This window comes from Streptomyces sp. NBC_01351 (genome assembly GCF_036237315.1).
Taxonomy (GTDB): Bacteria; Actinomycetota; Actinomycetes; order Streptomycetales; family Streptomycetaceae; genus Streptomyces.
This window is the reverse complement of sequence record NZ_CP108356.1, coordinates 8,401,280-8,427,037: the sequence shown is the minus strand read 5'-3', so window position 1 is coordinate 8,427,037 and position 25,758 is coordinate 8,401,280. Positions and strand designations below refer to the sequence as shown.

Annotated in this window: 27 protein-coding genes, 1 tRNA gene and 5 pseudogenes; 13 read left to right on the top strand and 20 right to left on the bottom strand. The window is 69.0% G+C overall.

Annotated features, from left to right (window positions below):
- Positions 1–78 precede the first annotated feature (78 nt).
- The 4 genes and pseudogenes from OG625_RS38950 to OG625_RS38935 form a co-directional block, all read right to left on the bottom strand.
- Positions 79–160 (bottom strand) — tRNA-Met (locus tag OG625_RS38950).
- 188 nt (positions 161–348) lie between these two features.
- Positions 349–1,065: pseudogene (locus OG625_RS38945) on the bottom strand (IclR family transcriptional regulator domain-containing protein); the annotation flags it as partial.
- A gap of 917 nt (positions 1,066–1,982) precedes the next feature.
- Positions 1,983–2,561: an RNA polymerase sigma factor gene (locus OG625_RS38940; RefSeq protein WP_329390350.1), complete on the bottom strand. Its 579-nt coding sequence runs from the start codon at positions 2,559–2,561 to the stop codon at positions 1,983–1,985.
- The gene (locus OG625_RS38935; protein WP_329390349.1) at positions 2,558–2,782 is read right to left on the bottom strand and encodes a hypothetical protein; all 225 of its coding nucleotides are present in this window, start codon (positions 2,780–2,782) and stop codon (positions 2,558–2,560) included. The genes OG625_RS38940 and OG625_RS38935 overlap by 4 nt, the downstream gene beginning before the upstream one ends.
- Before the next feature lie 579 nt (positions 2,783–3,361).
- Here OG625_RS38935 and OG625_RS38930 point away from each other — a divergent pair.
- Positions 3,362–3,808 (top strand): hypothetical protein, encoded by a 447-nt coding sequence (locus OG625_RS38930; protein WP_329390347.1) that lies wholly within the window; start codon positions 3,362–3,364, stop codon positions 3,806–3,808.
- Entirely contained in the window at positions 3,787–3,918 is a 132-nt protein-coding gene (locus OG625_RS38925) for a hypothetical protein (RefSeq protein WP_329390345.1), read from the top strand. The genes OG625_RS38930 and OG625_RS38925 overlap by 22 nt, the downstream gene beginning before the upstream one ends.
- Before the next feature lie 399 nt (positions 3,919–4,317).
- Here the strand turns inward: OG625_RS38925 and OG625_RS41555 are convergent, their stop codons facing one another.
- The 4 genes from OG625_RS41555 to OG625_RS38905 form a co-directional block, all read right to left on the bottom strand.
- Entirely contained in the window at positions 4,318–4,995 is a 678-nt protein-coding gene (locus tag OG625_RS41555; protein WP_443067849.1) for a hypothetical protein, read from the bottom strand.
- Between the two features lie 126 nt (positions 4,996–5,121).
- Positions 5,122–5,496: a hypothetical protein gene (locus OG625_RS38915; protein ID WP_329390343.1), complete on the bottom strand. Its 375-nt coding sequence runs from the start codon at positions 5,494–5,496 to the stop codon at positions 5,122–5,124.
- 76 nt (positions 5,497–5,572) lie between these two features.
- Complete coding sequence (locus tag OG625_RS38910) at positions 5,573–6,154, bottom strand: hypothetical protein (RefSeq protein WP_329390341.1); 582 nt, start codon at positions 6,152–6,154, stop codon at positions 5,573–5,575.
- A 129-nt stretch (positions 6,155–6,283) separates the two neighbouring features.
- Positions 6,284–6,499 carry a hypothetical protein gene (locus OG625_RS38905; RefSeq protein ID WP_329390339.1) on the bottom strand — a complete coding sequence of 72 codons (216 nt, stop codon included), beginning with the start codon at positions 6,497–6,499 and terminating at the stop codon, positions 6,284–6,286.
- Between the two features lie 45 nt (positions 6,500–6,544).
- Between OG625_RS38905 and OG625_RS38900 the strand changes: the two genes are divergently transcribed.
- A complete protein-coding gene (locus OG625_RS38900) occupies positions 6,545–7,120 on the top strand; it encodes a hypothetical protein (RefSeq protein ID WP_329390337.1) in 576 nt (191 codons plus the stop codon).
- Between the two features lie 495 nt (positions 7,121–7,615).
- On the opposite strand, the gene OG625_RS38895 is transcribed toward OG625_RS38900, so the two are convergent.
- On the bottom strand, positions 7,616–8,509 hold the full coding sequence (locus OG625_RS38895; RefSeq protein WP_329390335.1) for a hypothetical protein: 894 nt from the start codon (positions 8,507–8,509) through the stop codon (positions 7,616–7,618).
- An 84-nt stretch (positions 8,510–8,593) separates the two neighbouring features.
- Positions 8,594–8,869 (bottom strand): hypothetical protein, encoded by a 276-nt coding sequence (locus OG625_RS38890; protein ID WP_329390333.1) that lies wholly within the window; start codon positions 8,867–8,869, stop codon positions 8,594–8,596.
- A gap of 249 nt (positions 8,870–9,118) precedes the next feature.
- Between OG625_RS38890 and OG625_RS38885 the strand changes: the two genes are divergently transcribed.
- Together OG625_RS38885 and OG625_RS38880 are read left to right on the top strand one after the other, a co-directional pair.
- Complete coding sequence (locus OG625_RS38885) at positions 9,119–9,370, top strand: hypothetical protein (RefSeq protein ID WP_329390331.1); 252 nt, start codon at positions 9,119–9,121, stop codon at positions 9,368–9,370.
- Between the two features lie 286 nt (positions 9,371–9,656).
- Positions 9,657–10,103: a DUF6228 family protein gene (locus OG625_RS38880; protein WP_329390329.1), complete on the top strand. Its 447-nt coding sequence runs from the start codon at positions 9,657–9,659 to the stop codon at positions 10,101–10,103.
- A 66-nt stretch (positions 10,104–10,169) separates the two neighbouring features.
- Here the strand turns inward: OG625_RS38880 and OG625_RS38875 are convergent.
- Both OG625_RS38875 and OG625_RS38870 read right to left on the bottom strand, forming a co-directional pair.
- Positions 10,170–10,316: pseudogene (locus tag OG625_RS38875) on the bottom strand (ATP-binding protein); the annotation flags it as partial.
- Positions 10,317–10,540: 224 nt separating this feature from the next.
- A complete protein-coding gene (locus OG625_RS38870; protein ID WP_329390217.1) occupies positions 10,541–10,699 on the bottom strand; it encodes a hypothetical protein in 159 nt (52 codons plus the stop codon).
- 447 nt (positions 10,700–11,146) lie between these two features.
- On the opposite strand from OG625_RS38870, the gene OG625_RS38865 reads away from it, so the two are divergent.
- Positions 11,147–11,464 (top strand): hypothetical protein, encoded by a 318-nt coding sequence (locus OG625_RS38865; protein WP_329390327.1) that lies wholly within the window; start codon positions 11,147–11,149, stop codon positions 11,462–11,464.
- 349 nt (positions 11,465–11,813) lie between these two features.
- On the opposite strand, the pseudogene OG625_RS38860 reads toward OG625_RS38865, so the two are convergent.
- Positions 11,814–12,055, bottom strand: a pseudogene (locus OG625_RS38860) (IS5/IS1182 family transposase); the annotation flags it as partial.
- A gap of 83 nt (positions 12,056–12,138) precedes the next feature.
- Complete coding sequence (locus tag OG625_RS38855) at positions 12,139–12,471, bottom strand: NPCBM/NEW2 domain-containing protein (protein WP_329390325.1); 333 nt, start codon at positions 12,469–12,471, stop codon at positions 12,139–12,141.
- Between the two features lie 16 nt (positions 12,472–12,487).
- Between OG625_RS38855 and OG625_RS38850 the strand changes: the two genes are divergently transcribed.
- Together OG625_RS38850 and OG625_RS38845 are read left to right on the top strand one after the other, a co-directional pair.
- The gene (locus tag OG625_RS38850; RefSeq protein ID WP_329390323.1) at positions 12,488–12,757 is read left to right on the top strand and encodes a hypothetical protein; all 270 of its coding nucleotides are present in this window, start codon (positions 12,488–12,490) and stop codon (positions 12,755–12,757) included.
- A gap of 67 nt (positions 12,758–12,824) precedes the next feature.
- Positions 12,825–13,648, top strand: a protein-coding gene (locus tag OG625_RS38845; protein ID WP_329390321.1) for an IS5 family transposase whose coding sequence is annotated in 2 segments (ribosomal slippage) — positions 12,825–13,151 and positions 13,154–13,648 — 822 coding nt in all. Because the reading frame shifts where the segments join, the coding sequence is not laid out codon by codon here.
- Here the strand turns inward: OG625_RS38845 and OG625_RS38840 are convergent.
- Both OG625_RS38840 and OG625_RS38835 read right to left on the bottom strand, forming a co-directional pair.
- Positions 13,628–14,077, bottom strand: coding sequence for a DUF5959 family protein (locus OG625_RS38840; protein ID WP_329390318.1), 450 nt, complete (start codon positions 14,075–14,077; stop codon positions 13,628–13,630). The genes OG625_RS38845 and OG625_RS38840 overlap by 21 nt on opposite strands.
- 690 nt (positions 14,078–14,767) lie before the next feature.
- The gene (locus tag OG625_RS38835) at positions 14,768–18,208 is read right to left on the bottom strand and encodes an AfsR/SARP family transcriptional regulator (protein ID WP_329391291.1); all 3,441 of its coding nucleotides are present in this window, start codon (positions 18,206–18,208) and stop codon (positions 14,768–14,770) included.
- Between the two features lie 163 nt (positions 18,209–18,371).
- On the opposite strand from OG625_RS38835, the gene OG625_RS38830 reads away from it, so the two are divergent.
- Positions 18,372–19,259 (top strand): NAD(P)-dependent oxidoreductase, encoded by an 888-nt coding sequence (locus OG625_RS38830; protein ID WP_329390316.1) that lies wholly within the window; start codon positions 18,372–18,374, stop codon positions 19,257–19,259.
- Between the two features lie 42 nt (positions 19,260–19,301).
- Positions 19,302–19,535 (top strand): annotated as a pseudogene (locus OG625_RS38825) (transposase family protein); the annotation flags it as partial.
- A gap of 112 nt (positions 19,536–19,647) precedes the next feature.
- On the opposite strand, the gene OG625_RS38820 reads toward OG625_RS38825, so the two are convergent.
- A complete protein-coding gene (locus OG625_RS38820; protein WP_329390314.1) occupies positions 19,648–20,808 on the bottom strand; it encodes an amidase in 1,161 nt (386 codons plus the stop codon).
- Between the two features lie 121 nt (positions 20,809–20,929).
- On the opposite strand from OG625_RS38820, the gene OG625_RS38815 reads away from it, so the two are divergent.
- From OG625_RS38815 to OG625_RS38805, 3 genes are all read left to right on the top strand, one after another.
- Positions 20,930–21,253 carry an ATP-binding protein gene (locus OG625_RS38815; protein ID WP_329390312.1) on the top strand — a complete coding sequence of 108 codons (324 nt, stop codon included), beginning with the start codon at positions 20,930–20,932 and terminating at the stop codon, positions 21,251–21,253.
- A gap of 322 nt (positions 21,254–21,575) precedes the next feature.
- Positions 21,576–21,896 carry a hypothetical protein gene (locus OG625_RS38810; protein WP_329390310.1) on the top strand — a complete coding sequence of 107 codons (321 nt, stop codon included), beginning with the start codon at positions 21,576–21,578 and terminating at the stop codon, positions 21,894–21,896.
- Between the two features lie 153 nt (positions 21,897–22,049).
- A complete protein-coding gene (locus OG625_RS38805) occupies positions 22,050–23,636 on the top strand; it encodes an ISL3 family transposase (RefSeq protein WP_329391289.1) in 1,587 nt (528 codons plus the stop codon).
- A gap of 98 nt (positions 23,637–23,734) precedes the next feature.
- Here OG625_RS38805 and OG625_RS38800 read toward each other — a convergent pair whose 3' ends face one another.
- From OG625_RS38800 to OG625_RS38790, 3 genes and pseudogenes are all read right to left on the bottom strand, one after another.
- A complete protein-coding gene (locus tag OG625_RS38800) occupies positions 23,735–24,385 on the bottom strand; it encodes a hypothetical protein (protein WP_329391287.1) in 651 nt (216 codons plus the stop codon).
- A gap of 178 nt (positions 24,386–24,563) precedes the next feature.
- Positions 24,564–25,187: pseudogene (locus OG625_RS38795) on the bottom strand (IS5 family transposase); the annotation flags it as partial.
- Positions 25,188–25,214: 27 nt separating this feature from the next.
- Complete coding sequence (locus OG625_RS38790; RefSeq protein WP_329390308.1) at positions 25,215–25,703, bottom strand: hypothetical protein; 489 nt, start codon at positions 25,701–25,703, stop codon at positions 25,215–25,217.
- Between the last annotated feature and the right edge of the window lie 55 nt (positions 25,704–25,758).

Sequence of the window (25,758 nt, the reverse complement as noted above, 5' to 3'; positions counted from 1 at the left end):
ATCGACTCGCCCAACTCGACAGCATCATGCGCGGACAGCGGACGGGGCCCGCCGCATTACGCGGCGGGCCCGTCCTTCTGGTGGCCCGGGGCGGGATTTGAACCACGCAGCCTCTGGACTATGAGCCCAGCGAGCTGCCGACCTGCTCCACCCGGCGGCCTCCCCCCATAGGACGCGGCAGGAGGCGGTGCGAGCGAACATCCCGGTCCCGCCCCGGAGCATGGTGCGCCCGGGCTACCAGGTGGTGGAGAGGGCCCCGCTCCCGCACCCGGCCGTACCGGCCTCCCCTTCCCGTCCGTCGTGGCATCCGGGGATGTCCCGGCGCGGGGTGGGGTCGGAGCTGCCGGCGACGATGAGGGCGAGGAGGACGGCGGTGGCTTCGCTCTGCAGGATGCGGGCGGCTTGCCGCAGCCGTCGAGGATCGGGGACGGGCATGGACAGGGCGACGCATTCCGGGTTGGGCCCGGAGGCGATCGGGACGGCCGCGCAGACGGTGCCCAGGGCGTATTCCTGGAGGTCGAGGAGCGGGGCGTTCGGGTGGCAGGTGTCGAGCTGGTCGAAGAGGGTCTCCTGACTGGTGAGCGTGTGGGGGGTGAAGCGGACGGGCTGGTGGCGCGAGAGGTGGTCCTTGCGAGCGTTGTAGTCGAGCTGGATCAGCAGGGCTTTGCCAACCGCGGAGGCGTGGGCGGCTGCGCGGAAGTCGACCCACTCCTCCACGACGGGTGCGGCGGGGCTGTCGGCGTACTGGGTGATGGAGACCTCGCCCTCGGTGTAGCGGGCGACGTAGACGGCGGCGCCCACCGCGTCCCGCACCCAAGCGAGGGTCTCCCCGACCTGCCGACGGCCGCCACCGTCACCGCCTCCGGTGAGCAGGAGGGCGTGTCCGGCGATGTAGGCGCCGGGCCCGGCCGGGGTGGCCAGATTGGAGCGGATCAGCGCCTCCATCGCACGGACCAGGGCCAGTTGAGGGAGGTGGGTTTCGCGGGCGATCTGCGTCATGCTCACGCCCCCGGAGTAACGGGAGATGACCTCCAGGACGCGCAGGGTCCGGTGGACCGATTCCATCGCGACCTGAGCCGGCCGCTCCTCCGGGGAGCTGCGGGCGGCGCGGGTCAGCTGTGGCGGCTTCAGGGCCTCCAAGGCCCAGGGATTGGCCTCCTCGGTCAGCTCCTTGGGGTTCAGGCGCGCGTACCGAGCGACGGCGACCGCGGTCTGCGGGCCGGGGAGGAAGACCTCGCCCAGGTCGTCATCCTCCTCACGCTCGGAGGTGGCGGCGCGGCCAAGGCGCGCGGGCAGCCGGTAGTGCGGTCGCTGCGCGGACCGTCCCGGAGCCATAAGGGCGGCGAGGTCCTGGGTGGTGATCGGAGGTGAGGTCCAGATGACGGAGGCGCCGAGGGCCTCCTCCAGGGCCTCCGGAGTCTGGGGCAGATGCGGCAGGTCCTCGTCCGGAGGCAGGGTCTGGGCCTGGTCCTGCCAGTGGCGGGCGGTTTTGACCTCGGCGCGGGCGAGGTGATGGAGGTAGAGAGCCTGGGCGGCCGCCCGCGATCCGGCACCGGCCGCGTACTGGAACCAGAATTGCGCGCCGTCCGGCTTCCCGGACAAGTGCAGGAGACCGGCGAACAGCAGCGCTGACTCCATCCCGTGAGGCCACGTCCCCGCGCCGAGCGCGAGCTCGGCGAACGCCCTGCTCTCCACCAGCGTCCAGGCCATCTCATCCAGGCCCCTCGCCGCCCGCACATGGCAGGCGGCATCCAGCACCAGATGGTCGCCCGCTGCCGGAACCTGCTGCCCTGGCAGCGGCAGGCCTACGCTGCCGTGCCCGGCGGCCACCGAGCGGGAGCGGTCGGCCACGATCCTGCGGGCGATCCGCCGCCGGGCCGCGTACTCGTCGTAACCGGCGTACTCCTCCGCCAGCACCACCGCGTTCTTCAGGGCCTCGTCCAGTTCACACAGCGCCACGTCGCCATCAGGGGTCATGTCGCTCACTGGTCCTTCTCCTCTCCGGGGATCCAGTCCACCCCGAGCTTGCGGGACAGGGCACGGCGCGCGCCGCGGATGTGCGAGCGGACGGTGGCAGGGGCGATCCCCATCATCCGAGCGACCGTGTCGCAGTTGTTGCCCAGCAGGAACATCAGCAGCACCACGTCGTACTGCCGCTCGGACAGCTCCGCGATCGCCGCGTACAGGCCGAGCTTGGACTCCAGCAACTCCAGGCGCTCCCGAGAGGAGCGGCGCAGCGCCGCGAACCACGCCGTCTCCACCATCGCCACCGGTCGCTCCAGGACGGCCAGGCGGCGCTCGACGTGCTCGCGCAACGCCGCCCAGGCGAAGGCGTGCAGGCTCGCCTCCCGCAGCGCCTGCGGCCACACCTTCAGCAGGAATGTGAACACGTCGTCCGCGATCTCTTCGGCGTCCTTCGCGTTGCCCAGCTGGAGGTGGGCGTAGCGCAGGTACGCGCGGTGCTGCTGGGAGTGGAAGGCGGTGAAGTCCACCGGCAGGACACCTGCCAGCTCGCTGGAGACTGCCTGGTCCCCCGATGGATCAAACTCTCCCTCGTTCATGTGCCACCCCACGGCTGCTCGTCGCCGCCCGCGGGGACGGCGAGTACCTCACGATGGTGGGGCGTGCGGGCGGGGCGGCGGTGGCCGGCCGACAGCTCAGCGGCTCCTGCCCGGACTCCCGCGCCCGGCAGGCGCCGCCACACCCTGACCACATCAAGCGCAAAGACACGGACCGCGGTGGCGGCTATCAGTACGAGGGCAACGATCTCGACAGCATTCACGTCGGCGTGAAACCTTCCAAGTGGCGTGTGCGTAACCGGCGTACCTGCCCCCCAGATCCGGCAGCCGTAGAGCGCCAGGCGCTCCTGAACACCACTCCATCGGAAAACACGCCCGATCGTGCAAGCCGGTCCCCGAAAGTTTCTGAAAGACGCGCGTCCACGCCTCTTTGCGCCCTCATATACCCGAACAAACCGGCATGGGCTGGGACATCTTTCGTACGATCGTCGGATTGCTGTGTATCACCAGGCACTCGGCGTTTGGTCGTACGGCTGAGGTCTGGGCGGCGGGGTGACGGGGCCACGCAGCAGCGGGAGCGTGCGCAGGTACTGGGCGCGGGCGGACCAAGTGGCGCCGCTTTACTCGCTGCACAGCAGGACCCTGCCGGCAGGCGCGCAGGGTTCGGTGACCACGACGACCCGGTGGCGGCGCGTGTCCTACAACCCGGTCGCCCATGGTGAACGGGCTGGTCACTACCCAGCTCCCGGTTCTTCGAGTACCAGGTGGTCATCGGCGATAGTGCGCGATCGTGCCCTATTTCGGCCTCTCGCTCCGACACCGAGCAACGCCCCGTACAGCGGATGAAGGACTTCACCGGCCCCGCCGTCCACGTGATGCGCCACGCCCGCACGGAGGTGTGTCTCGTTGACGGGATCGACCGGCTGCGGCCCGAGGACCTGCAGCCGACGTTCGACTTCTTCGACTACCTCGCCGACGAGTTGGGCCTTACCGTCTTCTGGAGCGGTATCGGCTCCAGCGACATCCTCCGCGAAGCCCGCGCCGCACGCTTCCCCGCACTGCGCCGGCCCACAGAGTCCACCACGCCGATCCGGCCGTGCTCGGTCCCCACCCTCTGGGTCAACCGGCTCCCACCCCGCTGCAAGGAACACCCCGACGAATGGGTCAGCACCCTGGCCACCCTCGACGGCAGGCTCCGGCTGCGGCACCACAAACCCGACAGCCTCCTGGACACCAGAAGAAGCTCTACCAGATCACCGACGGGCTCATGGAACACCTCACCCCCCTGATCGGCATGGCCGCCCAACTCGCCATCCTCGACGGCACAGAAGCCCTCACCCCCGAAATCCTCCACGACGCCGCCCGCTACCTCGACCTCCCCCAGGCACAACAAACCTGACGTCAGAGCAACCGGCCCGGCACGGACTACCAGTCACACCGCTTCCCGCTTGCCCGCAGACAGCCCCAAACGCCCACCGCAATTCTCAATACATTTGCGGGACTCTCATCCAACTTGCGGCACCGCAGGTCAAGACCCCTCCGACACCGGAAACAACCCATCACCGACCGCCTCATAGACCCGCAGCATCACAGGTCAAAGAGACAGCCTGCCAACGGCCACACCGCAACATGAACGAGAACGCACAGGCGCCGTTGGTGACGGCGTCGTCGAGGTGGTCCGGCCGGTCCATCGACCGTACGCCGAACCGGACCCTTCCACCCCTGTCCGGGGCCCGAACCCCCGCGAAGACGCCCCCTGGTCGGGCGCACCGCACGGACGGTGTGCGATCGCGCCGGCTCACCTGCCGAACATGAAGAAGCGGGCGGGGACGAACATCTCGTGGCCCGTGGTGAAGCGGACGCGGACTCCGTCCTGCGTCCATGTCGTGGACTCGATGCCCTTCTCCGCCACGGCGGTGTCGACGTCCAGCCAGTGTCCATAGGCGGCACCGGTGTACCGGCCGGCCACGATCCGGTAGGTGTCCCGCCCGGACGGGGTGTGCCGGTGGACCAGTTCCAGGTAGTGCTGTGCCTCGTCGGCGTAGACCACCGAGGAGGGCGCGGCGCTGCGGTACGTCACCTCGGTCCGGGGCCACCACACCACGGTCAGGAACACGGCGGTGAGCAGAACACCCGCCACCACGCCCAACAGGACCAGGACGACCCCGGCCGGCCGGCGGTTCCGACCCCTGCGCTCGTCGGTGAACGTGTCGATGATGCCCTCCAGGCCGTCGTCGCTCCGCGAAGGAGGACGCGAATCCGGCCCGATCGGTTGTGCCGGCCCACGGGTCGGTCCCTCCGCTCGCTGCGATAGGCGAGGCCGCAGCGGACCCTGGTCGCAGTCCACTCGACGCCGCTCGACGCCGCACCAGCACAGCGCGTCCGCGGACGGCGGCAGCCACTGCGCCGGGTCCTGGTCGGCCTTGCTCCGGTTCGACTTCGCGGTGACCGCGATCAGCGAGGTGGGCGTCGCCACGTCGTTGGCGTAGGCCTCGCGACGCTTCGCCGTCCACGCCGACGCCCCAGATGGCGGGGAGTGTCATTCGAAGAGTGCCGTATTCCGCTCAGCTCCCACACCCGACTGGTGTGCGTCCGGAGATGACTACGGCAAAGCGTCTACCTTGCCGATGAGTTCTGCTGCGGTGGTGTCGGGTGTGATCACCAGGTCGAAGTTGTAGCCCTGATCGCAGAAGATCACTTCGATGGACCCTGGCACGTACTGACGGAAAAGGCAGGCGATCTCGGCCGCGTCGGCGAGTGCGGCATCGATGTAGAGGCATGTGCCGTCCGCGTGCAGGTACGTCTCAGCTGGACCACTCGACGTCTGGAAGCTCCACGTGAAGCCCCGAGCTTCGTTCCGGTTGGTCGGATCGATGATCGCGTCGGCCCAGATGTCTTGCAGGGCGGGAGTGAGGGCTGAGGGTTCGATACGCCAGGTGGTGCTGGAGTCGCCGAAAAGAGCCAGGTACGTCGCCATGCTGGTTGTCTACCAGGCCAACGAATGGCGATGTCCGTCGTGCGTCGCTCTGACTGGTGAACGGCTATCGGATGGTTCAGCGCCAGCCACCGTGGCGAGGCTCCGAGCACTCGCCGAACGGTGGGTCATATGCCTCCCCGTCCTCGGTGGTCACCACGTACTCCGGCTCGGTCCTCGAAGCGGCTTCCCACAGGCGGATGACGAGGTCGGCGACGGGCACGACACGCAGCGACAGGGCCGCGGCCACGTGGCCGCGCTCCTCGGCGATCTCCGGGTTGCCCCGGGCCAGGTACCGCTCGAGATGTTGGGCAGAGACCTGCATGACCTCCACGTCGCCCCCGCCGGAGAACCCGAGACAGTCCCGCCATTCAAGCCCGATGATGATCTCCAGCGCGTCCGCCAGGTCGTCGGCGATCAGCCCGCCCTCTCCTTCGGAACTCGCGAACACCACCGGCCGAAGGCCGTCCTCCTCAGCACACAGGAAGTACGCCCCACCGGCGAACTCCCCGGCGATCGGCTCCAGCGGTGCACCCGAGGCAAGCCTCAACCCCTCGCCGTGATACTTCCGCCCGACGTCGAAGCCGAACGACGTCCGCAGCAGCAGATCGATCTCCGGGGTGTTCCGGATCAGGTCGAGCAGATGATCACTTGAGGTCATGCCTGGACGATATCGAGCGCCTCTGACAGACGAGGCAAGGCGGGGGCCGGCGCACTGAGCGGCCCCCCGGCCGTCACCCGTGAGCACTTGCCCCACCTCCCCCTCCGCGCAAGTGCTCACCCAGACCCTTCAACCGGTGGCCGCGCTCCGCCCGGCAAAGAACAGCGGCACCTCCTCCACAGTCACGTCCAGGCGCAGCCGTTTGAAGCGGACCGGTGCCGGAAGACGCCGCCAACTTGCCGCTACCGAGGTCTTCACAGTGGTGTCCGACAGCCGGTAGACCCATGACAGCACCCATGAGTCGACGCGGGTAGACCTCACGATCCACCCGCGCAGCAGCACCACCCATGCCCATACCACTCGCCGTAGTAGGCACCAGGAGGAACCCTCATGAAGTCTCCGCTAGCCCCCAGCGGTCGGCAGGCCCGCGAAACGGCCACGCCCCGCAGGCCGGGAACGGCACTGCGCTCGGCCGTCACCGCCCTCGCCCTCGTCCTCGGCGCGCTCTTCGCACCGGGCGTCGGCGTTCTCACCGGCGCCACCGACGCCCACGCCGTCACCAAGATCAGCCACGCCACCGCGACCTCCATGTTCCGCAGCTCCGGGATCACCTGGTCCTCGTCCGGCGGCTGCTCCGACCGCAACAACCCCACCTGCACCTCCTTCGAGCAGCTCAACCTCGCCTCGGCGAAGGGCGCCCAGACCCTCAAGAGCGCCAGCGGCTGCGCCCTCAACATCACCGGCGGCACCGAGACCGGCCATGCCGGGGGCACGTACTCGCACTGGAACGGCTACAAGCTCGACTACAGCAAGTACACGTGCATCGGGAACTACATCAAGAACACCTTCACTTACATCGGCGTGCGCGGTGACGGCGCTCCGCAGTGGAAGTCCGGCTCCGGCAACATCTACGCCGACGAGGGCAATCACTGGGACGTCACGTACTACAACTGCGGCGGCTGCTGAGCCGGAGCCCGCGGCGCATCAAGTAGGCGGTCGGCCCGGACCCGGACCGGAGGTCCGGGCCGACCGCCTCACGAGGCGCGAGCCTTCAGCGCAGGGAAGCCCCGGACCCGTCCAGTTCGAGCTAGGGACGGCCTGTGACGACCAGCCAGGCGGGTAGGGAAGCGACACAGAGAACGGCGAACATCGAGGGCTGCGTGGCGAGGACGGCGGCGGTGAAGAGACTCACCCAGCCCCAACCCAACCGACAGGGATACGAAACAGGAGGCCCTGCCGGTACTCAGCCGGCGGGCGCATCACAAACGTGGCGACGCCTGCTCCCGGCTCCGAGCCTCCTTCCTGCAGCCGGTCGAGCAGAGTCTGCCCGGAGCCCCACGTGCGCGGGGATGCAGGCGGCCTACCTCCGGGTGAGCCCTGTGGCCCGGCCCCCAGAAGATCGCGCCCACCGCGTCTGATCGGCCCACCCGGCCCGCCCCCGGCCTCGTCGGCCCTGCGGGGTCAGGCGATGTCGGCGTACCAGATCCGGCTCGGCGGGCCCCACGCGTCGGAGTCCCGGAAGCGCTTGGGCATCCCCGGCCTCAGTGCGGGGCGCACCAGCCGCCATGTCCGCTCGATCGCCTCGCTGGTGAAGCCGTCGAACTCCGGCGTGACCTGGAGCAGCACCGCGCCGTCACGCAGGGTCTCGACCCGGTGGAAGTCACCGGCCGCGGCGATCCCGTCGCCGCCGCCGAGCTGCTGGGCAATCTCGCGCGGAATCACCATCAGCCACTCGTACCCGCGCAGCAGCCGCCGCGACTCCGGCAGCGTCCACTCGGGCAGCGGCGGGCCGACCCGCTCCTCGTGCTCGGTACGGCCCAGCGTCAGGCTGTAGCCGACCTGGGCGTAGGACGGGTCCACCTCCTGCGAGAAGTCCCGCAGCAGTTCCATCAGGCGCGCCTGGGCGGCAGGCCCGAAGCGCCCTTCGGGGGTCTCCGCGCTGAGCCTGACCCAGTCCCTGGAGCCCTCGTCGCGCGCGACGCCCATCCGCAGGACCTCCTGACCGGGCATTCCTCGGTCGTCCAGCCGGTAGACCGCAATCTCGGCCAGCTGCACGTCCAGGACGAGCCACTTGCGCAGCATCGGCAGGTTCTTGCGGGTCAGCACCCGGGAACGGTTGGTGACCCGCCCTCGACTGACAATGTGCACGCTGAGGAAGCCCCAGAGCGACCCGGGCGGGCCGCACGGCACCGACTTCTTGAGCGACTCCTCCACCTGTCCGGTGGAGTCGAGGACCGCCTGGAAGGATTCGCCCTCCAGGCGATCCGCGCCCTCGGTGAGCCAGCGCCAGGCCAGATCGGCCATCGCCTCGGCACCTCGGTACTCGGTGTCGATCTCACATCGGATCTGGCGCATGGCGGCTCACCACTCCTTTCGGGAGAGCTGTTGGTCGAATTTCGGACGTCATCCCCGGTGATGCAGCAAAGGCTGGACTCAACGTCACCGCCGATTGGAGTCAGCCCATTCGCTGTGGTGCCACACGACCGGCATGGCGCCGACGGGTTTGAACTCTATGTTCGGATCGCTGCTGTGGACCAGGCAGATCAGGCGGGGCTGAACGACTGCGGCGTGGCGGGCCTGGGTGACGATGATGTCCAGGATGGCCTGGGCTGCCTTGGGGCAGGCGGCGGCGAAGCGGTCGTAGTCAGTGAAGGACAGGACCCGAAGGGCGCCCGGCAATTTCGCCCGCAGGGCCCGGAGGGCGGCGCGCGGCACCGTGTGGCACCCTGGGCCACGCCCCAGAAAAAACCTGAACCGGCACTCAAAAGACTTCGCTGCGCCCCGTCACTCACGAAAACGCGGGCCGCCACCAGGGCGGCCCGGAGAGCGGGTCTGCGGGGGCTGCGGTGACCGCGGTCACACCCGCGACCGCCAACTCCACTCCAGCGCCTCTGCCCTGCCCGGATCTGGAGCTAATGCTGCCCCGCGGAAGTTCGTGGAGGGGGTGATCGGTAGGCTCGGGTGATGTTCAAGTTCGAGGTGGCTGCTGACGGCCCTGATCCGTTGATCGTCCAGTTCGAGCCGGCGGGAAACGAGTGGGTCGTGAACCCCGGGGACCACATCACCATCGAGTGGCCTGAGACCTACGCCGGACGAACGGGGGTGGGGACCTTCGTTCACGGCCCCGGTCGGTTGACCATCCTTGAGCCGAACTTCATGCCGGGCCAATGCTATGCCCGGGTCTGGGACTCCAGCGGTGAAGAGATCACCTACTGATACGACTCCAGGTGTGGGGCGAATCAGACGGCCTTGAGCGGGGTGCCGTCGCAGGTCCAGTTACCGACCTTGAAGTCGGGTTGTCGTAGGGGCTGACGATCAGTGATCGTCGCGGTATGCCAGTTGTATGAGTGGCTGCATAGGCAGAAACCGAGAACGTTCTTGGTGACTTCGGAGAGCGCCCAGCGGGTCCAGGGGCATGGAATGTTGATGAGAAGTAGCAGCGGTGACCGCTGTGCGAGAACTGCGATGACGACTGTGCTGCGCGCCTCGTATGGTTTGGCACGTGAGTCTGTTCGAGGTTTCTTCTGAGTGGTCCGAGCTCGTTGTCCGTAGTCGGACGACGCCGTCAACGTATGTCCGGCTCTTCGACTGGGCCCGCGTGGACGATCATGAGGTCGCGTTCGCGGTGGAGGCCGTGGCTGATGGATTGCAGGCACGGCTCGAGTCGGTGAGTGCCTCGGTGTGGGATCGCGCCGGGGATCTCACCGAGTTCCTGGACGGCCTGGCGAGAGACTTTCGGGGCTGGGAAGGGGATAGGTCGTGGGTGACCAATCAGCTGGTCCTGGCGGCGACCTTCCACTCCGGTGGCCACGTTCAGCTGACCTGGGGTCTGCGCCTGGGGATCTTTGCTGAGGATTCGTGGGAGTGCTCGGTGACCACGACCCTCGAAGCGGGTGAGCAAATGTCGCGGGTGGCTTCTGACGTGCGGAGTTTCCTCCACCAGGGATAGGCCCATCGTCCCGCCGCGGTGGAGCGAGCCCTCCCTCTGCATCGCCTGAAGGATTGATTGCAGCCGTCAGCTGACCGCCTGCGGTTCGGATCGGGCTCGGGTGGTGGCGAGGCGGTAGGAGTCTGTGCCGGTTTCGATGATGTTGCCGCCGAAGGTGAGGCGGTCGACGATGGCCGCGCAGAGGCGTGGGTCGGTGAAGGTTTTGGTCCAGCCAACTGGGGCTGGCACTTGTTCCTCGTAGGGAGGGTGCCCTGCGACCTGGCTGTTTCGGGGGTCTGAGCCTCTCTTTGATTGTCTTGCTGACAGCAGGGTGAGCTGGTGGCAAACGCTCGCCGTGGAGCTACGTCGCACCCATTGCGCATCGCGTGAGGAACGCGACGGCCCTCCCGTGGGGAGCCGGGAAGACAGTCGGCCCGGAATGGTCCCTGATGGGGGCATCACCCCCGCTCTTCTTGCTCCCAACGTGCCAGGATCTCGGCCACGCGCGGGTACCGCTCAAGTAGCTCGGCATCCGTCAGGTCCATGCCAGCTGCCCCCAAGATCGCGGCGGTGCCGACTGGCAACGTCCGCTCTATGGTGCGGTACTCGTCGGTCACGGGACCTCCAGCGTTCGGTCGACTGAGGCGCCTACGATCCGCCTGGCAAATGCCTCCGTCAACCCCTGCGGAGGGGGTCGTTCCAGAAGGAGCACACATCGTTCACTCAAGCTCTGCGAGCCCGCTCCTGACGCACCTACGCTTCAGCGGTCCGCCAGTCGGCCAGCCCGCCGTCCAAGCCGAGACCCAGGCCCGCCGGCACAGCCCTGCCTCAACCAGGACGAGCGGCACCTGCTCCCACGAAGCAGGCCCTACGGATACGGTGACCGCCGCGGCCAGCCGCGAGTCCCATGCCCTACGACCGGGTCCCATTCTGGCGGGGCCGGGAGTTCTCGTCTGTCGAGCATCTCGAGGCCGAGGCCCCGGCCTGGTGACGCAAGGTCGCGGGCCGAGGTCAGTGCCGGCCGCTGGGCAGGGCCTCTGGTGCCGCCACCGCGGGAGCTAACGGTGATCCTCAAGAAGGCTGGAGAGATCCAGGCCGCCCAACTGGCCGCCAGGCAAAACGCGATGGAGCCACTCGCGGCGATCCTCGCCGACCGGATCAGGCTGATCAGCGAGCTGGCAGCCACCGAGGTCCCGTACGGCAAGGCCCACGTGGCAGCGGAGGCCGCCGGTTGGTCCGCGTCGGAGTTGGCCGCGCTCGGCGCCGAAGAGCCCACGCACCGGCCCCGCGGCAGGCGTGCCCGGCCGAACACGAAGGCCGCGGCCCCTCTGGAGCCGGACCCCAGCGCGGACATCCCGTCCCAGACTCCCGTCAACGCCTGAGCCGTCCCGTTCACCCGGGCAGGTACTGCCTGCCCGTACCAGCCTCTCAGGCTCAGACCAACATCCATCACATGGCGAGCGCGGCTGGGCTCCGGTGCCGTCTGCGGGCAGTCCGGGCTCTGCCGCCTGTGGCAGCGTTGGCGGTCAACCGACCAAATGGAGCCGGTCAAAGCGACGCAATGTCGCTCTGACCGGCTCTTTTGTCGTACCGAAACGGCTCCGGCCCCTCACGTGTTCGCGAGGGGCCGGAGCCGTTTGTGCTGGTCGAGTGGGGTGTGGTGTCTGGGATGTGCCAGGTCTCGGCAGTGGGTTCGGGGAGGTGGCCGGTGGGGGCCAGGTCGGCCCCACCGACGGCCCGGTGGTTCTTGAGCCGGTTGATTGTCCGTTCGACTTCGTTGCGGCGCTTGTAGATCTCTGAGTCGAAGCCGGCCGGCCGCCGTTGCTGCCGTGGCGTTTGCGGTTGGCCCGCTGGTCCTTCGGCTCGGGGATCGTGTGCTTGATCTGACGTCTTCGCAGGTAGCGGCGGTTTCGCCGCGAGCTGAGGGTCAAAGGAATCGGCTGCCCGATACCTGGAGGGGGCCGAGTTCTCGGAGCGACACGTTCTGGTCCGTGGCCTGGTCGGTGTCACCGCGGACGACACCGTCGAGAAGAGCGGAAACCCACCTGGAGGGCACCTATTTAGCCGTCAGGACGGGGTCGATCCACACGGCGAAGCCAGGGTCGTACGGGTAGCAAGGCCAAGTTTGCAGCGTGATCCGGAAAGCGTTGCTGACGTCCAGGGTGACCTTCCCCGGAGTGTTGCCCGCATCTTTGGTCGCATGCAGCCGTTCTGCGTCGTCTACCCAGATCGTGAACTGCTCGGGCACTTTGTCCCAGTCGTCGGTCACGCCATATTGGGCGGTGAAGGAAGCGTACTTCCGGTCCAACTGCCAAGTCGTGTGAGAGCAGACTGAGTACATCGTCAAGGGGTAGCTCTTCAGGCTGACTGTCTGAGGTCCGATGTCCAAGGTTTCCTGCTGCTCCTTGATGGGAGTGAGGCTGGTCAAGGAGACCGTCGAGCCGGGGCTCGGCAGCGCAGGCGCCGGCGGAGTCGTGGCCGAACTGGACGGAGTCGGCGCAGGCGTCGGAGTTGGCGAAGCCGCCCGCCTGGTGTCCACACCGGTGACCTCCCGGTTGAAAGCACTGGCTGCGAAGAAGGCGGAGGAGCAGGCCGCCATGAGGCGGAGGGCGCGGCAGGTCGCGAACCTTCCCCCGCTGGCGGAGCGCAAGCGGGGGGACTGGTGGGACCACTAACAACCCCTAACAGAATGATCTTTGAAGTGGTTGGATCGCTCCGGAAGCGACGATCCGGGGGTGTGGGGTGGCTCGGCCGAAGCCATGGCATGTCGATGACGAGTTGTGGGCGGTGGTCGGACCGTTGCTGCCAAAGGTGGAACGCCGGACTCGCCATCCCGGACGGAAGCGGCATCCGGACCGGCTGGTATTCCAGGGCATCCTGTTCGTGCTGCACACCGGGATCTCTTGGGAGCACCTGCCGCAGGAGCTCGGCTTCGGATCGGGCATGACGTGCTGGCGCCGCCTGGCCGAGTGGACCGAGGCCGGCGTGTGGCCCCGGCTCCACGAGGCTCTCCTCGCCAAACTCCGGAGCGCAAACGCTCTGGACTTCTCCTATGCCGCGGTTGATGGCTCCCACATCCGGGCGTTAAAAGGGGCGCCAAGACGGGACGAAGCCCTGTTGACCGGGGCAGAGCAGGCAGCAAGCACCACTTGATCACCGATGCCACCGGCATCCCGCTTGCGGTCACGCTGACCGGCGACAACCGAAACGACGTCACCCAGCTCATCCCGCTGCTCGAAGCAGTGCCGCCCGTGCGAGGCAAGCGCGGCCGACCGCGTCGTCGCCCGGATGTTGTCCTGGCCGACCGCGGCTATGACCACGACAAATACCGTCGCCTTGTCTGGAGGCTGGGAGTTAAGCCGTCGATCGCCCGCCGGGGCACCGAGCATGGTTCGGGGCTGGGCGCTCAACGCTGGGTAGTCGAGCGTGCGTTCGCCCACCTGCACTGGTTCCGCCGATTGAGGATCCGCTGGGAGATCCGCGACGACATCCACGAAGCCTTCCTGGCCCTCGGCTGCGCTCTCATGTGCTGGCGACGCCTGAAGTCACTGCCAGGAGTTCCTTGATCGAGGCGTCGTCACTACCTCATTCGGCCATGCCTGCCGGACCCGGCCGAGCTGTTCGCGCAGCTTGGCGTCCCAGCCATTCCCCGGATCCAGGACAACCCGAACCGAGACCCCGGACTCGCCGCTGTCGTCCACGGTGACGATGGGACGGGGCATCGAGAAGTGCCTGTCGATCTCAATCCGGATCTCGGTGTCGCCTGCGGCCGTCCAGCGGACACCCTGCCCGTCGCAGAGTTCGACCACGGCCGTTGACCAGTCATCCATGGCTTCGGGCGACAGGCACAGCCCCAGGCGCCCGTTGGCGAAGGCGCTCGTAATGACGAGCTCGGCATCGAGGTAGTCGTTGTACGGCGTGCCCCCGGGCCTGCTCCGCCCCAGTACACGCAGTCGGACACTGCTGTCCGGGTCGATCAGGTGGATCAGGTCCACCCCGCCGTCCTCACCCACACGCCCTCCCAGAACCCGCAGCATTCCCGATCATCATGCACGAGTCACCGACTGGCCCGGTTGGCATTCTGCTAGGGGTTGTAAGAGGAGGGCTGGACTGGCGCGCGCTTCAACGGAGCGCGCGGGGGCGAGCAGGCCGAGGAGTTTCTCCCGGCCGCCACGCCGTACCGGCCCCGGCCGGCTCGTCCTCCTCCGGCTCGTCCTCGACACCCGGGACGGACGAGCGAGTCCCCGGGGTCGAGGGGCCCCGGACGAGCGGGACCGCCCCCGCCTCCAGGACCAAGGGCAAGGGGGGGTGCGCTCGGTTGACCCATGGTCCAGCACCTGATGTGAAGGAGGAAGCATGTCCAGGAGTGAAAACCGTGCGCGGACACGGGCACGACGGTAGAGAGAAAGCCGATGCACTCATCAGCGCCCTGATCTTCAAGCCGAGGGCTGATCTCGTGCCCCGGCGGACGAGCATGGCGGCCAGGCGGGCCCTGTTCATCGAGCTTGGCATCACGTGCGGGCACACTCAGCATGAACGCTGTGTCGAGCTGGTCGGCAAGCTCCTGGACGAACGCAAGAGGTCGCGGAAGGTGAGGGCCGAGCGTGTGCAGGCGGTCCGGGAACGCATGGACCGCCAGAGGCCGGGGGCGTCCGAAGCGAACGTGCGGCCGGTGAGGGGCCGCGCTACGCCGACGACACGTGCTCCCAGCCGAGGGCTCTCCCGCGGGCGAACGCGTTGTCGACCTCAGTCGGGCCGAGGGCGGCCAGACAGGCCGACCACACCCTGTCCACATCGCGTCGTTCGGCGGCCGGCAGCGGGGCGCCGACCGCCGTGCGGGCAGCGTGGGCGGCGCCGAGGAGTTCTGCGGCCCCGTCGTGGGCAGCCTCGGCAGCGGCCGCGCCGGCCAGTCCTTCCAGTGCCAGGGCCATCGCCCGTACGTCGCCCAGGTCCCGGGCCACGATCAGTGCCCGGGTGTGGAAATCGCGTGCCTGGTCCGGGGCCCCCCTCAGTTCGGCGGTGAATCCGAGCTCGGCGAGGGCCAGGGCCTTCCCGGGCCCGTATCCGATGGCGCGGAACCAGGCCAGGGCGGCGGCCATGTGGGTTTCGGCATCCGCCAGTTCACCTGTGCGCCGGGCGATCATGCCCAGGCCGATCCGGGCGTCCGCCTCCCCCGGACGGTGGTTTTGTTCCCGCGCCAGCCGCAAGGCGTGCACGTGCCGCTCGCGAGCTTCCGCGTACTCGCCGGTGAGGAACGCCAACCGGCCCAGCGCGCAGAGCCGTTTGGTGGCCTCCGTCCACAGGCCGAGTTCCTCGGCGAGGGCCAGCCCCTCCTCGTGCAACCGGGCTGCCTGCGGGTAGTCCCCTGCGATCTCGTGCGTCGCCGCCCGCGGGAACACCGTCTGCAGAAGCCCCCACCGATCGCCCAGCGTGCTGAAGAGCCGGGTACTGCGCTCGGCATCGTCGCGTACGCGGGCGAGGTCGCCGTGGCCCAGGGCGTGACGGGCGCGCACGCTGAGTGCCGCCGCAGTTGCCCAGGAGTCGCCGATCTCCTCGGAGGCGGCCAGGGCCCTTCGGGTGAGCTCCTCTCCGGTGGCCACGTCACCCGCGCCCATCTGTGCGACGGCCAGGAAGCACAGCGCGGTAGCGCGCGCCTGTGGGTCCTCGGCCACCACCCGGGGGTCGTCGAGGGCGGCGAGGGCGGCCTGCAGTTCCGCCTTGCCGGTCGTCGGGGAAGCGCCTTCGCCGAGGGCCAGGCCGGTCCGCCAGGCGACCGCTGCCGCGAGGGCGGCCGCCCGTTCCGGTCGCTGCCCCGCCCCGGCCGCAGTGGTCCGCTCTGCGGCCAGGCAGGTGTCGAGGAGACGGCCCGCATCGCCCGGCCGTCCGCGCAGCAGCCAGTACCAGGTCAGGGCGCGGGCCGTGCGCAGCGCGGGTACCACATCGTTGCGCGACAGCGCCTCTTCGACGGCCGGACGCAGGTCGGCCTCGGCCCCGTCCAGAACCGCCAGCCACTCCCGCTGCCGGGGGCCGCGCAGCAGCGGTTCCGCCCGCTGGGCCAGGTTTCGGTGGTAGGTCCCGTGCCGGGCCCGGGTGTCCGCCTCCTCCCCCGCTTCCCGCAGCCGCTGCAGGGCATATGCCTTGACCGACTCCAGCAGCCGGTACCGCCTGGCATCCGGGCGGTCGATTAGGACCACGAGGGAACGGTCCACCAGTTTGGCCAGTACCTCCGCGACGGGCGGGTCCGACACGTCCGGGCCGGCGCACACGGCGGCGGCGGCTTCGGCCGAGGCGTCTCCCGCGTGCACGGCCAGCCGACGCAGTACCGCCTCTTCCGCGGGGCCCAGCAGCGCCCAGCTCCAGTCGATCACCGCGCGCAGGGTTCGCTGGCGTTCGGGCAGCCCGCGCATTCCGTGGGAGAGCAGGGCGAACCGGTCGTCCAGTCCTGCCAGCAGGCCGTGCACTCCGAGGGGGCGGGCCCGGGCCGCCGCCAGCTCCAGCGCCAGGGGCAGACCGTCCAGGCGGGCGCACAAGGCCTCGACTGCCTCCCTGTCTTGGGGCAGGGCGAGTGCCCCGGGTGGCAGTCCGGCACGGCCCGTGAACAGCTCCACCGCCTCGGTCAACCCCAGGGGTTGCAGGGGGTGCACCGCTTCGCCCACCAGCCCGAGCGGTTCCTGAGCCGTGGCCAGAACCGCCAGTTCGGGTATCCGGGGCAGGACCGCGGACAGCAGTTCGGCAACGGCGTCGGCGACGTGCTCGCAGTTGTCGAGCAGCAGCAGGACCCGTCGTTCGTGGAGGGCTCCGACGACGAGTTCCGCCATGGGGAAGGGTGCCTGGTGGTCGGGGTCGCGGTCCGGCTCCGCGTCGGGCTGGCGCACACCCACAGTCCTGAGCACGGCCCTGGCGATCTCTTCGCTGGAGGAGGTCGCGGGGAGTGAGGCGAGCTCGGTCAGCCACACCTCGTGTCCGAGGCGGGCGGCCGTCTTCCCGGCGCACTCGACGGCCAGGCGGGTCTTGCCCACACCGCCGGGACCGGTCACCGTCACCACCCGGGACTCTGCCAGCAGATCGCCCACGGTCCGGAGGTCGACGGCCCGGCCCACCATCCGGGTCAGCGGTGCGGGGAGCCGGCCGCCGGCCACTGGTCGGGGACCTGCCAGCGGCTGGGCTGCTGCTACGGCGGCGGACCACTGCGGGTAAGGGGACCGGCCCAGGTCGACGGGCATGCCGGTGTCGTCGCCTCCTGCCTGCCCAGCGGCGGGCGCCAGGGCGGGAGCAGGGGCAGGCGCGGGGGCCGGGGCAGGCGCCGGGGCGGGCCCGGCCACAGGCGGGGATGCCTGGCGGGCCGGGTCCGGTCCGGAGCCGTCGACGTCCGGTTCCTGCAGCAGGATCGCCTGCCGCAGGTCCGTCAGCTCCCGGCCGGGGTCGAGCCCGAGGTCCCCTGCCAGCCGGCGGCGCAGATCCTCGTAGCTGTCCAGGGCGTCGGCCGGCCGCCCGGCCCGGGAGAGCGCCCGCAGCTGAACAGCCCGCAGTCGTTCCCGCAGCGGATGCGCTGCAACCAACTGCTCCAGTTCACCGAGGACCGCATGCTGCTCGCCGCGCCACACCCGCAGGTCCAGCAGCTCCTCAAGGGCGCCGAGGCGTTCCTCCTCCAGCCGCCGTGCCGCGGCGTGCACCGCTGGATCGGCGGCGTGGCCGGCGTACGCCTCGCCACGCCACAACCGCAGTGCCTCGTCCAGGATTTCCGCCCGGGTCTGGGCATCCAGCCGCGCGGCGCGCGCCCGTGAGAGCAGCTCGGTGAACCGCAGGGAGTCCACCTCGGCGCCCGCCAACTCCAGGCGGTAGCCACCAGATTCGTGCACCAGCCGCTCGCGGCCGCCACCCGGGGCAGCCCGTCCGAGGATCGCCCGCAGCCGGGACACCTGCCCCTGGAGGCTGCCGTAGGGGTGCACGGGCGGCTCGGCGTCCGGGTCGCCCCACAGGCTGTCCACCAGCCCGTCCGCGGAAACCAGCCGCCCCGGCTCCGCCAGCAGCCGGACCAGCAGGAGGCGCGCTTTCGCGCCCGTGACGGTCACCGGCTCCCCGTCGTCCGCCCACACCATCAGCGGCCCCAGCACCCCCACTCGCATGATGATCACCCTATCGGGCGTCCTGCGAAGGGCCCGGCAGCGGGTCGGCAGCCGGCCTGCATGCGGACAGCGGAGGGGCAGCGGAGCGACAGCGAACCGGCAGCGCAGCGCCGCACGCTGGGTTCCGTTCCGGCAGACAGCCACCCGAATGGAGACGATCACCATGACTTCGACCGCATCGCCCGCCACGACCCTCGTCACCGTCCTCGGCCTGGGCAACCTCGGCCAGGCTCTGGCCGGAGCCTTCCTGGCACAGGGGCACCCCACCACCGTCTGGAACCGCTCGGCCCACAAGGCCGACGGGCTCGCCGCCCGAGGAGCCTCGACCGGGGCCACCCCCGCCGCCGCCATCGAGAAGAGTGAGCTCGTAGTCGTCGCTGTCCTGGACTACGACACCGTCCGCGACCTGCTCCTCCCCGCGGCCGGCTCGCTGGCCGGCCGTACCGTGGTCAACCTCACGACCGGCACTCCGGGCGCCGCCCGAGACCTGGCCGCCTGGGTCACCGACCAGGGCGCCGCCTACCTGGACGGCGCCGTGTACGCGGTGCCCCAGACCATCGGCACCTCCGCCTCCTTCGTTCTCTACAGCGGCGACGAAGCCGCCTACCGGACGCACCGGCCGGCCCTTGACCTGATCGGGGAGGGCACCTTCGTCGGCTCCGCCCCAGACCTGTCGTCCGTCTACGACACCGCCGTGCTGAGCGGCATGTACGGGATGTTCGCCGGCTTCTTCCAGGCCGTGGCGCTCGGCGCCACCGAAGGGATCCCGGCGGCAGCCGTCACCGCCCCGCTGGTGCGCTGGCTGACAGCGGCGGCCGAGGCGCTGCCGTCGTTCGCCGAGGAGATCGACCGCGGGGAGTACGCCACCACCACGTCCACACTGGAGATCAACCGGGTGGGGCTGCGCAACATCCTTGCCACCACCCAGGAGCAGGGGCTCTCCACCGATCTGCTCGCGCCCCTGCTGCGGCTCTTCGACGACCAAGTGGCTTCCGGCCACGCCTCAGCCAGCCTGTCCCGGGCGGTCGAGTCGCTGCGCGGGAGCCGTTGACGAGAGCGCGTACGTGTCGCCCCGGCCGGCGCGCCGCCCTCGGGTGCCTACCTGGGCACCGGGCTGATCGTGCCGCACCGCAGAAGGGCCGGACGGCCTCTCCTGCGCGGTCAGGCAGAGGACAACGCCGAACACCGCAGGGTTCGAGCCCGCGTCGAGCACACCTTCGCCCGCATGAAGAACTGGAAGATCCTCCGCGACTGCCGCCAGAAAGGAGACGGCCTCCACCACGCCGTCCAGGCCGTCGCCACCATGCACAACCTCGCCATGACAGGCCGAAACAGCAGCTCAAACACTACCCCGGCCTGCCCGAGACGGACCTTCTGCAACAGCCTTTAGGGCCGGGTCGAGCCGTACGGCACCGCTGACCAGGCCCCCGTTGGCTGGCTCAGTGCCATCGCTGTCCACCCTCCGTGGCATCGTGGCTGCTGAACCGGGCTGCCGCATCGAGGAGCACGGTGTCGGCGTGGTGGCGGGCGACCAGCTGGAGGCCGACCGGCGCGCCGCCCGGTGTACTTCCGGCGGGCAGCGTGAGCGCTGGATGGCCGGAGAGATTGAAGGCCCAGGTGAGTGCCACGTTCATGCGCGGTCCGGGGCCGTGTGGGGGGTGGGGTGTGGTGGGAGTGGCGATGATGTCGACCTTGTCGAAGACGGCTCGCAGGCTCTGCTCGTTGGCCACGATCAGGAACTCGGTGTCCGGGGTCCGGGAACCGGTGCGCAGGGCGGTCCAGGCCGGAGCCGGATCGCGTAGCTCGACCGCACCCTCGACGATGGTGCACAGCCCGGCTTGCGCGATCCGGTGCAGGGCCTTGCGGGCGGTGTCGGCGATGTCGGGGTTGGTGTCGGCGTAGCCCAGCGTAGGTGTCCAGGCCACCGTCAGGCTCCTCGCCGGCGGCAGGGGTGTGTTGGTGGGGGCGACGACGCTGAGGTAGGCGGCGGCGTCGTGAGGGGTACGGGTCAGCACGCCGGGGGTGTTGAGTCCAGCGCGGTCCCGGGAGGGCAGAAGCCCGTTGGTGGGCTTGAAGCCGATGATGCCGCACCAGGCAGCGGGGATGCGGACCGAGCCGGCGCCGTCGGATCCGGTGGCGAGCGGCACCAGACCGGCGGCGACCGCGGCGGCGGATCCGGCCGATGAACCGCCCGGCGACCATGCGGGATTGAGGGGGTTGAGGGTGGGACCGCGGTCGGTGGAGCCGTAGGTTTGCCAGTCTGTGCCGGAGCGGGGTACGGAGGTCGCGCCGATCGGCACACATCCGGCGGCGACCAGGCGCTGGTTCTGGAACGAGGCCGCACCTTCGCTCGCCTTGACCCCGATCGGTACCCCGGCCAGAGGTAGGCGGGCTCCCCGTGCCACCGCGGCATCGACCTCGGCCGCCTTGGCACGCGCTGAGTCCGCCCAGATGGCCGTGAAGGCGCGCAGAGTGCCGTCGCGGCCAGCGCACTGCGCCAGCGCGATGTTGACGACATCACAAGCTGTGGTCTTGCCGTGGCTGACCAGGTCGGCGATCTCGGTGGCGGACAGGGACGTGTAAAGGTGGCTGTCGAGCATCGGATCATCCTCCGCTCTCTCATTAGGTCGTCAGCGGGCAGGGCCGCCACGCTTCTTGTCGGCGCTCTGAGTGTGCCGGGCAGCAGCGTCGTGATCGGGGGCGGCTTGAGGCTTGGCGGACATGCGGCCCGTACTGCGCATCCGGGCCGCAGAGGTCCGCTGGTCACGCAGGGCAATTTCGGAACGCCCAGGGCTGAGAGTCGGGGTCGGTGACCTGGCGGACAATGCGTTCCATGAGCTCGGCCATCTCCACCGAACCCACATCCGCCAGGGCGCCAACGTCCGCTTCGCCAAGACCAGCCGGATCCTGGACGAGCTCGCCGGCGGCCACGCAGACCGCACCTGGGACCGCCGCATGCGTGAGATCGTCCGTCCCGACCTGCTGATCCTCGACGACTTCGACATGCGTCAGATGAACTACCCCGCAGGCCGGCGACCTCTATGAACTCATCTCCGAGCGGCAGGGCCGGTCCGTGATCACCACCAGCAACCGGGCGCCCAGCGACTGGTATCCGCTCTTCCCCCCACCCCGTCGTCGCCGAGTCCCTCCTGGACCGGCTGATCAATGCCAGTCACCAGGTGATCACGAACGGCCCCAGCTACCGGCCCAACAAGCGCCCCAAGAACCCCAGCGACAGGCCCTGACCGCCGTGATCCATCGCGCGCGAGCGCTGATACGGCTGCCAACACCGGTGCTCCTGCCTCGTTGTCCTTGCCGCGTGAGAAGCTGCCCGGCGACACCAGGACATGGATGGAGAGCTGGCGGGATGGGTTTCGAGGGCGAAGTCTGGCGACTGATGCGGCAGGAGGAACTGCTCGGCGAGATCGTGATCGACGAGGCCGACTTTCCATGGCTGAACGGTCGCTTCGTTTCAACGCCGACGTTCGAAGAGGTGAAGCCGTGGTTCGACGAGTCGCTGGCTCTGATGGAGGCGGAGGAGTACGACCGGTTCGACGACGCCTACGGCCGGATCGCGGACACCTTGTCGCTGGTGGCCCCGTCAGGTCCGGTCGCGGAGTTCCTTCTGCATATCAGTGACACTCGTGCTTGGTTCAGGTGGAGTGACGAACCGTTCGATGATGTCTGACGCCGCGAGACCCTGGTGAATTACGGGCTCTGTCGGGGATCTTGTGATGTCGCAGGGTTGAGCTGGGCAGTCTTCGGGTGTCCGGTTCAGGGGTGTTGGGGCGGTTGTTGCCGCATCCGTCCGGTGTTGTCGTCAAGTCGATCAAGCGAACGGATGGCGTCGTCACCTTGCGCGCGGGGGTGCCAGACCTTGCCGGTGAGATGCCCGGGGTGCGGGATGCCGTCGTGGCGGGTGCACGGACGGTATGTCCGCAGGCTCGGCGACGTGCCGGTCGCCGGCAGGCCGGTGGTGATCGAACTGGTCGTGCGGCGCTTCAGGTGCCCGAACGATCGGTGTCCGGCCGTCACGTTCGCCGAGCAGGTCGCAGGGCTGACCAGACCGCATACCCGACAGACCACGCTCCTGCGATCGATGCTCTCGTCGATCGCCCTGACCCTGGCGGGCCGGCCCGGCGCCCGCCTGGCCGCACTGCTCGGGATTCGCATCGCCAAGGACGCCCTGCTGGATCTGCTCCGCTCGGTTCCTCAGCAGCCGGTCGGCGCGGTCAGGTTTCTGGGAGTGGACGACTTCGCTCTACGCAAGGGCGGCTCCTACGCGACCCTCCTGGTCGACCTGGAAGCCCGCCGCCCCGTCGACGTCCTGCCCGGCCGGGACGCTGGACCGCTGGCCGCATGGCTTCGCCACCACCCGGAAGTGGAGGTCATCTGCCGGGACCGGGCCGGCCTACGCGGCCCGAACCGGCGCCCGCAGGCGATGCAGGTCGCCGATGCCTGGCACCTGTGGCGGAACATCGCCGAGGCCCTAGAGAGAACGGTCGGCTCTCACCACGGATGTATCCGGGACGCGTTCGCGGAGTCCCTGGTCATGGCGGAGGAGACCGTCGAAACCCCGGTCACGACGGAGCTGCCCAAGGGGGTGGCCCTGCCGTTCGTTCCACCCGACGGCACGCTTGACGTGCTGGGTCGGCCCCGGCGCCTGGTGGCCCGCACGGCCGAGCGTTACGCGTCGGTCCAGGTGCTGCTGGCCGAGGGGAAATCCCTGGCGGCGATCGGCCGGGCACTGCGGCTGGACCACTCCACCGTCCGCCGCTTCGCCCGTGCTGGCAGCCTCGACGAACTTCTGGCCAAAGCCACCGGCCGCCTATCCGGACTGGACGAGCACAAGGAGTATCTCCACGCCCGCTGGCTGGACGGCTGTCACGACATTCGCCAGCTTCACCGGGAACTGGGCGAGCGCGGTTTCACCGGGAGCATCCAATGCGTCCGCCGCTACTTCCGGACCTACAAACCACCCCGCCAACCAGGGCGGAAGCAGCAGCGGGTGCCCCAGCCTCAACCGAGGCCGGCCCCGAAACCCCGACGCGTCGTCCGTTGGATCATGACGAACCCGCAGCATCTCGCCCCCGCGGATGCTGCGGAACTGAAGGAGATCCGCACGGTCTGTCCTCATCTGGACGCCGCGGCACGTCACGTCCACGACTTCGCTGAAATGCTGCACCACCTCCGGGGAGATCAACTCCCCGAATGGATGGACCGAGTCCTGGCCGACGACCTCCCAGCCCTGCATTCCCTGGTCAGCGGTATGCGACGCGACTTCGACGCCGTCACTGCGGGACTGTCCACACCATGGAGCTCGGGCCAGGTCGAAGGCCACGTCACCCGCGTCAAGCTCCTCAAACGGATGGGCTACGGCCGGGCGAACCTCGACCTCCTCCGCCAACGCATCCTCGTGAGCCCCTGATGCCGGCGTACTCGTCGAAGACGTCCTGCCGGTGCACGCGAACATGCTCACGACGTCGCACGCGATGAGGAGATCGGGGTCACCCACCCGTCCGTTGGTCAGCGAGACGGGCGGTCCTGCGACTTCGGCGACACGGCGGACTCGGGCAGGTCGAGAAGACGGGCGAGGGCGGTGGAGACGGGGGCGGAGTGGTTAGGCAGGTGCTTAGAAGCCCAGGCTGCTGCCAGCGCGAGGAAGCCGGCCAGGTCGCGCTCGGCTTCGGCGAGCAGGTGGCGGAGCTCGGTCACGGACAGTTCGATCGCCTGGCTATCGCTCTGCTCGGCGTCGACAGTGAGCCGGATGGCGTCGCCGGCGCGTTCGGCAACCGACGACTTGGGGTCATGGCCGAACCAGAGCGCGCTGTCCCCGTCGAAGAACTGGTGCCAGTCGCGCCAGTCCTCCAGCCCGTCGCAGCAGCCGGGCACGAAGCTGACGCCTGAGGAACTGTCCGTGACGCGCATGCCACCGGATGCCCATAGAGTGCCGCAGGTCAGCAGCCCATGCAGAAAACCGCCAAGCGGGTCGGCTGGCCGAGGCGAGTCGGCATCCTGATCGGGTTCGACGTTCCAGCCGGCGATACTCATCACCGCCGTCCCGACTTGGGCGGGTGAGAGCTCACCGCTGAGTGGCAGGAAGCTGAACGGCTTGACCTCGGCGACAGGCCAGAGGTCGAAGCCATCGGCGTTGTATATCTCCAGGACGGGCTGCATCACGATCACCTGGGGAAGTGTTCCGCACCTCCCGCCCCTATCGCCTCCCGATTACACCGAGCATCCGCGTCCCTGCCAGGCCTGAACCAAGATGTGAAGTTGAGCCCCCTCGGTTGTGCCGCCCTAAGAGGGCGTTTCATCCCGTTGTTTCATCCTGAATTGCCGGGTTGAGGGTGGTTCATGCGCCGCGCCATGTGGGGGTGGATTCGGCGGTGAGTCTGCGGGTCATGAGGTTGATCATCGCGAGGTGGATCATGGCTTCGGAGCGGTGCGGGTGGGCTTCGTAGTCGCGGGCCAGACGGCGGTGGTTCATCAGCCATCCCAGCGTGCGTTCGACGGTCCAACGGCGGGGCAGGACCGTAAATCCCCTGGTGGCGGGGTCGCGGCGGACGATGTGCATGTCGATGCCGAGGGTGGCGGCGTGCCCGACGAGGTGCTGGCGGTAGCCGCCGTCGACCCAGGTCTTGCGGACAGTGGGATGCTCGGCAGCGATCCGCTCGATGAGGGTTTGGCCGGCGATCGAGTCCTGCACGCTTGCCGCGGTGACCAGGACTCCGAGGAGGAGTCCGACAGTGTCGATGACGATGCTCCGCTTCCGCCCCACGATCTTCTTGCCGGCGTCGATGCCCTGCCCGGAGGCGGGGACGTCGGTGGAGGTTTTGATGCTCTGGGAGTCGATGACGCATGCGGTCGGTTCGTCGCCTCGGCCCTCCTGCCTGCGGACTTGCCGGCGCAGGAGACTGTTGAGCTGGTCGAAGACACCTTCCTCCTGCCAGCGCGCGAAGTACGCGTAGACGGTGTTCCCTAATATTCTGTGGAATCAAAGATGTCAAGCGGTGTGCTTGTGGATCACGCCGAGGTAGAGGTGTTCAGGATGGGGCACGTGGTCGTCACGGCCAGGCGTGAAGAACACCGCGCAGACGTTGGCGGGTTGGGTCAGGATGCTGGATTGCTCTCCGAACGTGAGGCGGTCGTTGATGTCGTGGCGGCAGTCGACTGCGTCAAGGCCAGCGATCAGGTCTTCTCGGAGCACTGTGGACGGGTAGGACTCTGAGTCTGGCAAGACTAGGGGCGGCAACATGGTTGTCGAGCCTGGCCGGAGACTGATCGAGATTCCGCTTACAAGGCGTTGGGTGATGGACAGCTCCAGGCCGTTCCAGGCGTGGGGGTAGCCGTCAATGTCCGGTCTCATCCGGATGGCGGGGTGTGGGCGTCCTGGACCCAGGAGATCCTCGGCCTGGGTCAGGGACATGCCGCAGTGAAGCGGTCCGATACGGCCGGTCCGGGCGAAGTCGACGAGCACGTTCATCAAGGTCACGACGGTGACTCTGGCATCTTCTCGTGCTGGCCCACACCTGGATAAAGTTCGAAGG

What these genes read in the sequence shown, in the direction of transcription:
- OG625_RS38940 (WP_329390350.1), bottom strand. Translation starts at nt 2,561, where the DNA reads ATGAACGAGGGAGAGTTTGATCCATCGGGGGACCAGGCAGTCTCCAGC.
- OG625_RS38930 (WP_329390347.1), top strand. Translation starts at nt 3,362, where the DNA reads ATGAAGGACTTCACCGGCCCCGCCGTCCACGTGATGCGCCACGCCCGC.
- OG625_RS38925 (WP_329390345.1), top strand. Translation starts at nt 3,787, where the DNA reads ATGGAACACCTCACCCCCCTGATCGGCATGGCCGCCCAACTCGCCATC.
- OG625_RS38915 (WP_329390343.1), bottom strand. Translation starts at nt 5,496, where the DNA reads ATGGCGACGTACCTGGCTCTTTTCGGCGACTCCAGCACCACCTGGCGT.
- OG625_RS38910 (WP_329390341.1), bottom strand. Translation starts at nt 6,154, where the DNA reads ATGACCTCAAGTGATCATCTGCTCGACCTGATCCGGAACACCCCGGAG.
- OG625_RS38900 (WP_329390337.1), top strand. Translation starts at nt 6,545, where the DNA reads ATGAAGTCTCCGCTAGCCCCCAGCGGTCGGCAGGCCCGCGAAACGGCC.
- OG625_RS38895 (WP_329390335.1), bottom strand. Translation starts at nt 8,509, where the DNA reads ATGCGCCAGATCCGATGTGAGATCGACACCGAGTACCGAGGTGCCGAG.
- OG625_RS38885 (WP_329390331.1), top strand. Translation starts at nt 9,119, where the DNA reads ATGTTCAAGTTCGAGGTGGCTGCTGACGGCCCTGATCCGTTGATCGTC.
- OG625_RS38835 (WP_329391291.1), bottom strand. Translation starts at nt 18,208, where the DNA reads ATGCGAGTGGGGGTGCTGGGGCCGCTGATGGTGTGGGCGGACGACGGG.
- OG625_RS38830 (WP_329390316.1), top strand. Translation starts at nt 18,372, where the DNA reads ATGACTTCGACCGCATCGCCCGCCACGACCCTCGTCACCGTCCTCGGC.
- OG625_RS38820 (WP_329390314.1), bottom strand. Translation starts at nt 20,808, where the DNA reads ATGCTCGACAGCCACCTTTACACGTCCCTGTCCGCCACCGAGATCGCC.
- OG625_RS38815 (WP_329390312.1), top strand. Translation starts at nt 20,930, where the DNA reads ATGCGGCCCGTACTGCGCATCCGGGCCGCAGAGGTCCGCTGGTCACGC.
- OG625_RS38810 (WP_329390310.1), top strand. Translation starts at nt 21,576, where the DNA reads ATGGGTTTCGAGGGCGAAGTCTGGCGACTGATGCGGCAGGAGGAACTG.
- OG625_RS38805 (WP_329391289.1), top strand. Translation starts at nt 22,050, where the DNA reads ATGGCGTCGTCACCTTGCGCGCGGGGGTGCCAGACCTTGCCGGTGAGA.
- OG625_RS38800 (WP_329391287.1), bottom strand. Translation starts at nt 24,385, where the DNA reads ATGCAGCCCGTCCTGGAGATATACAACGCCGATGGCTTCGACCTCTGG.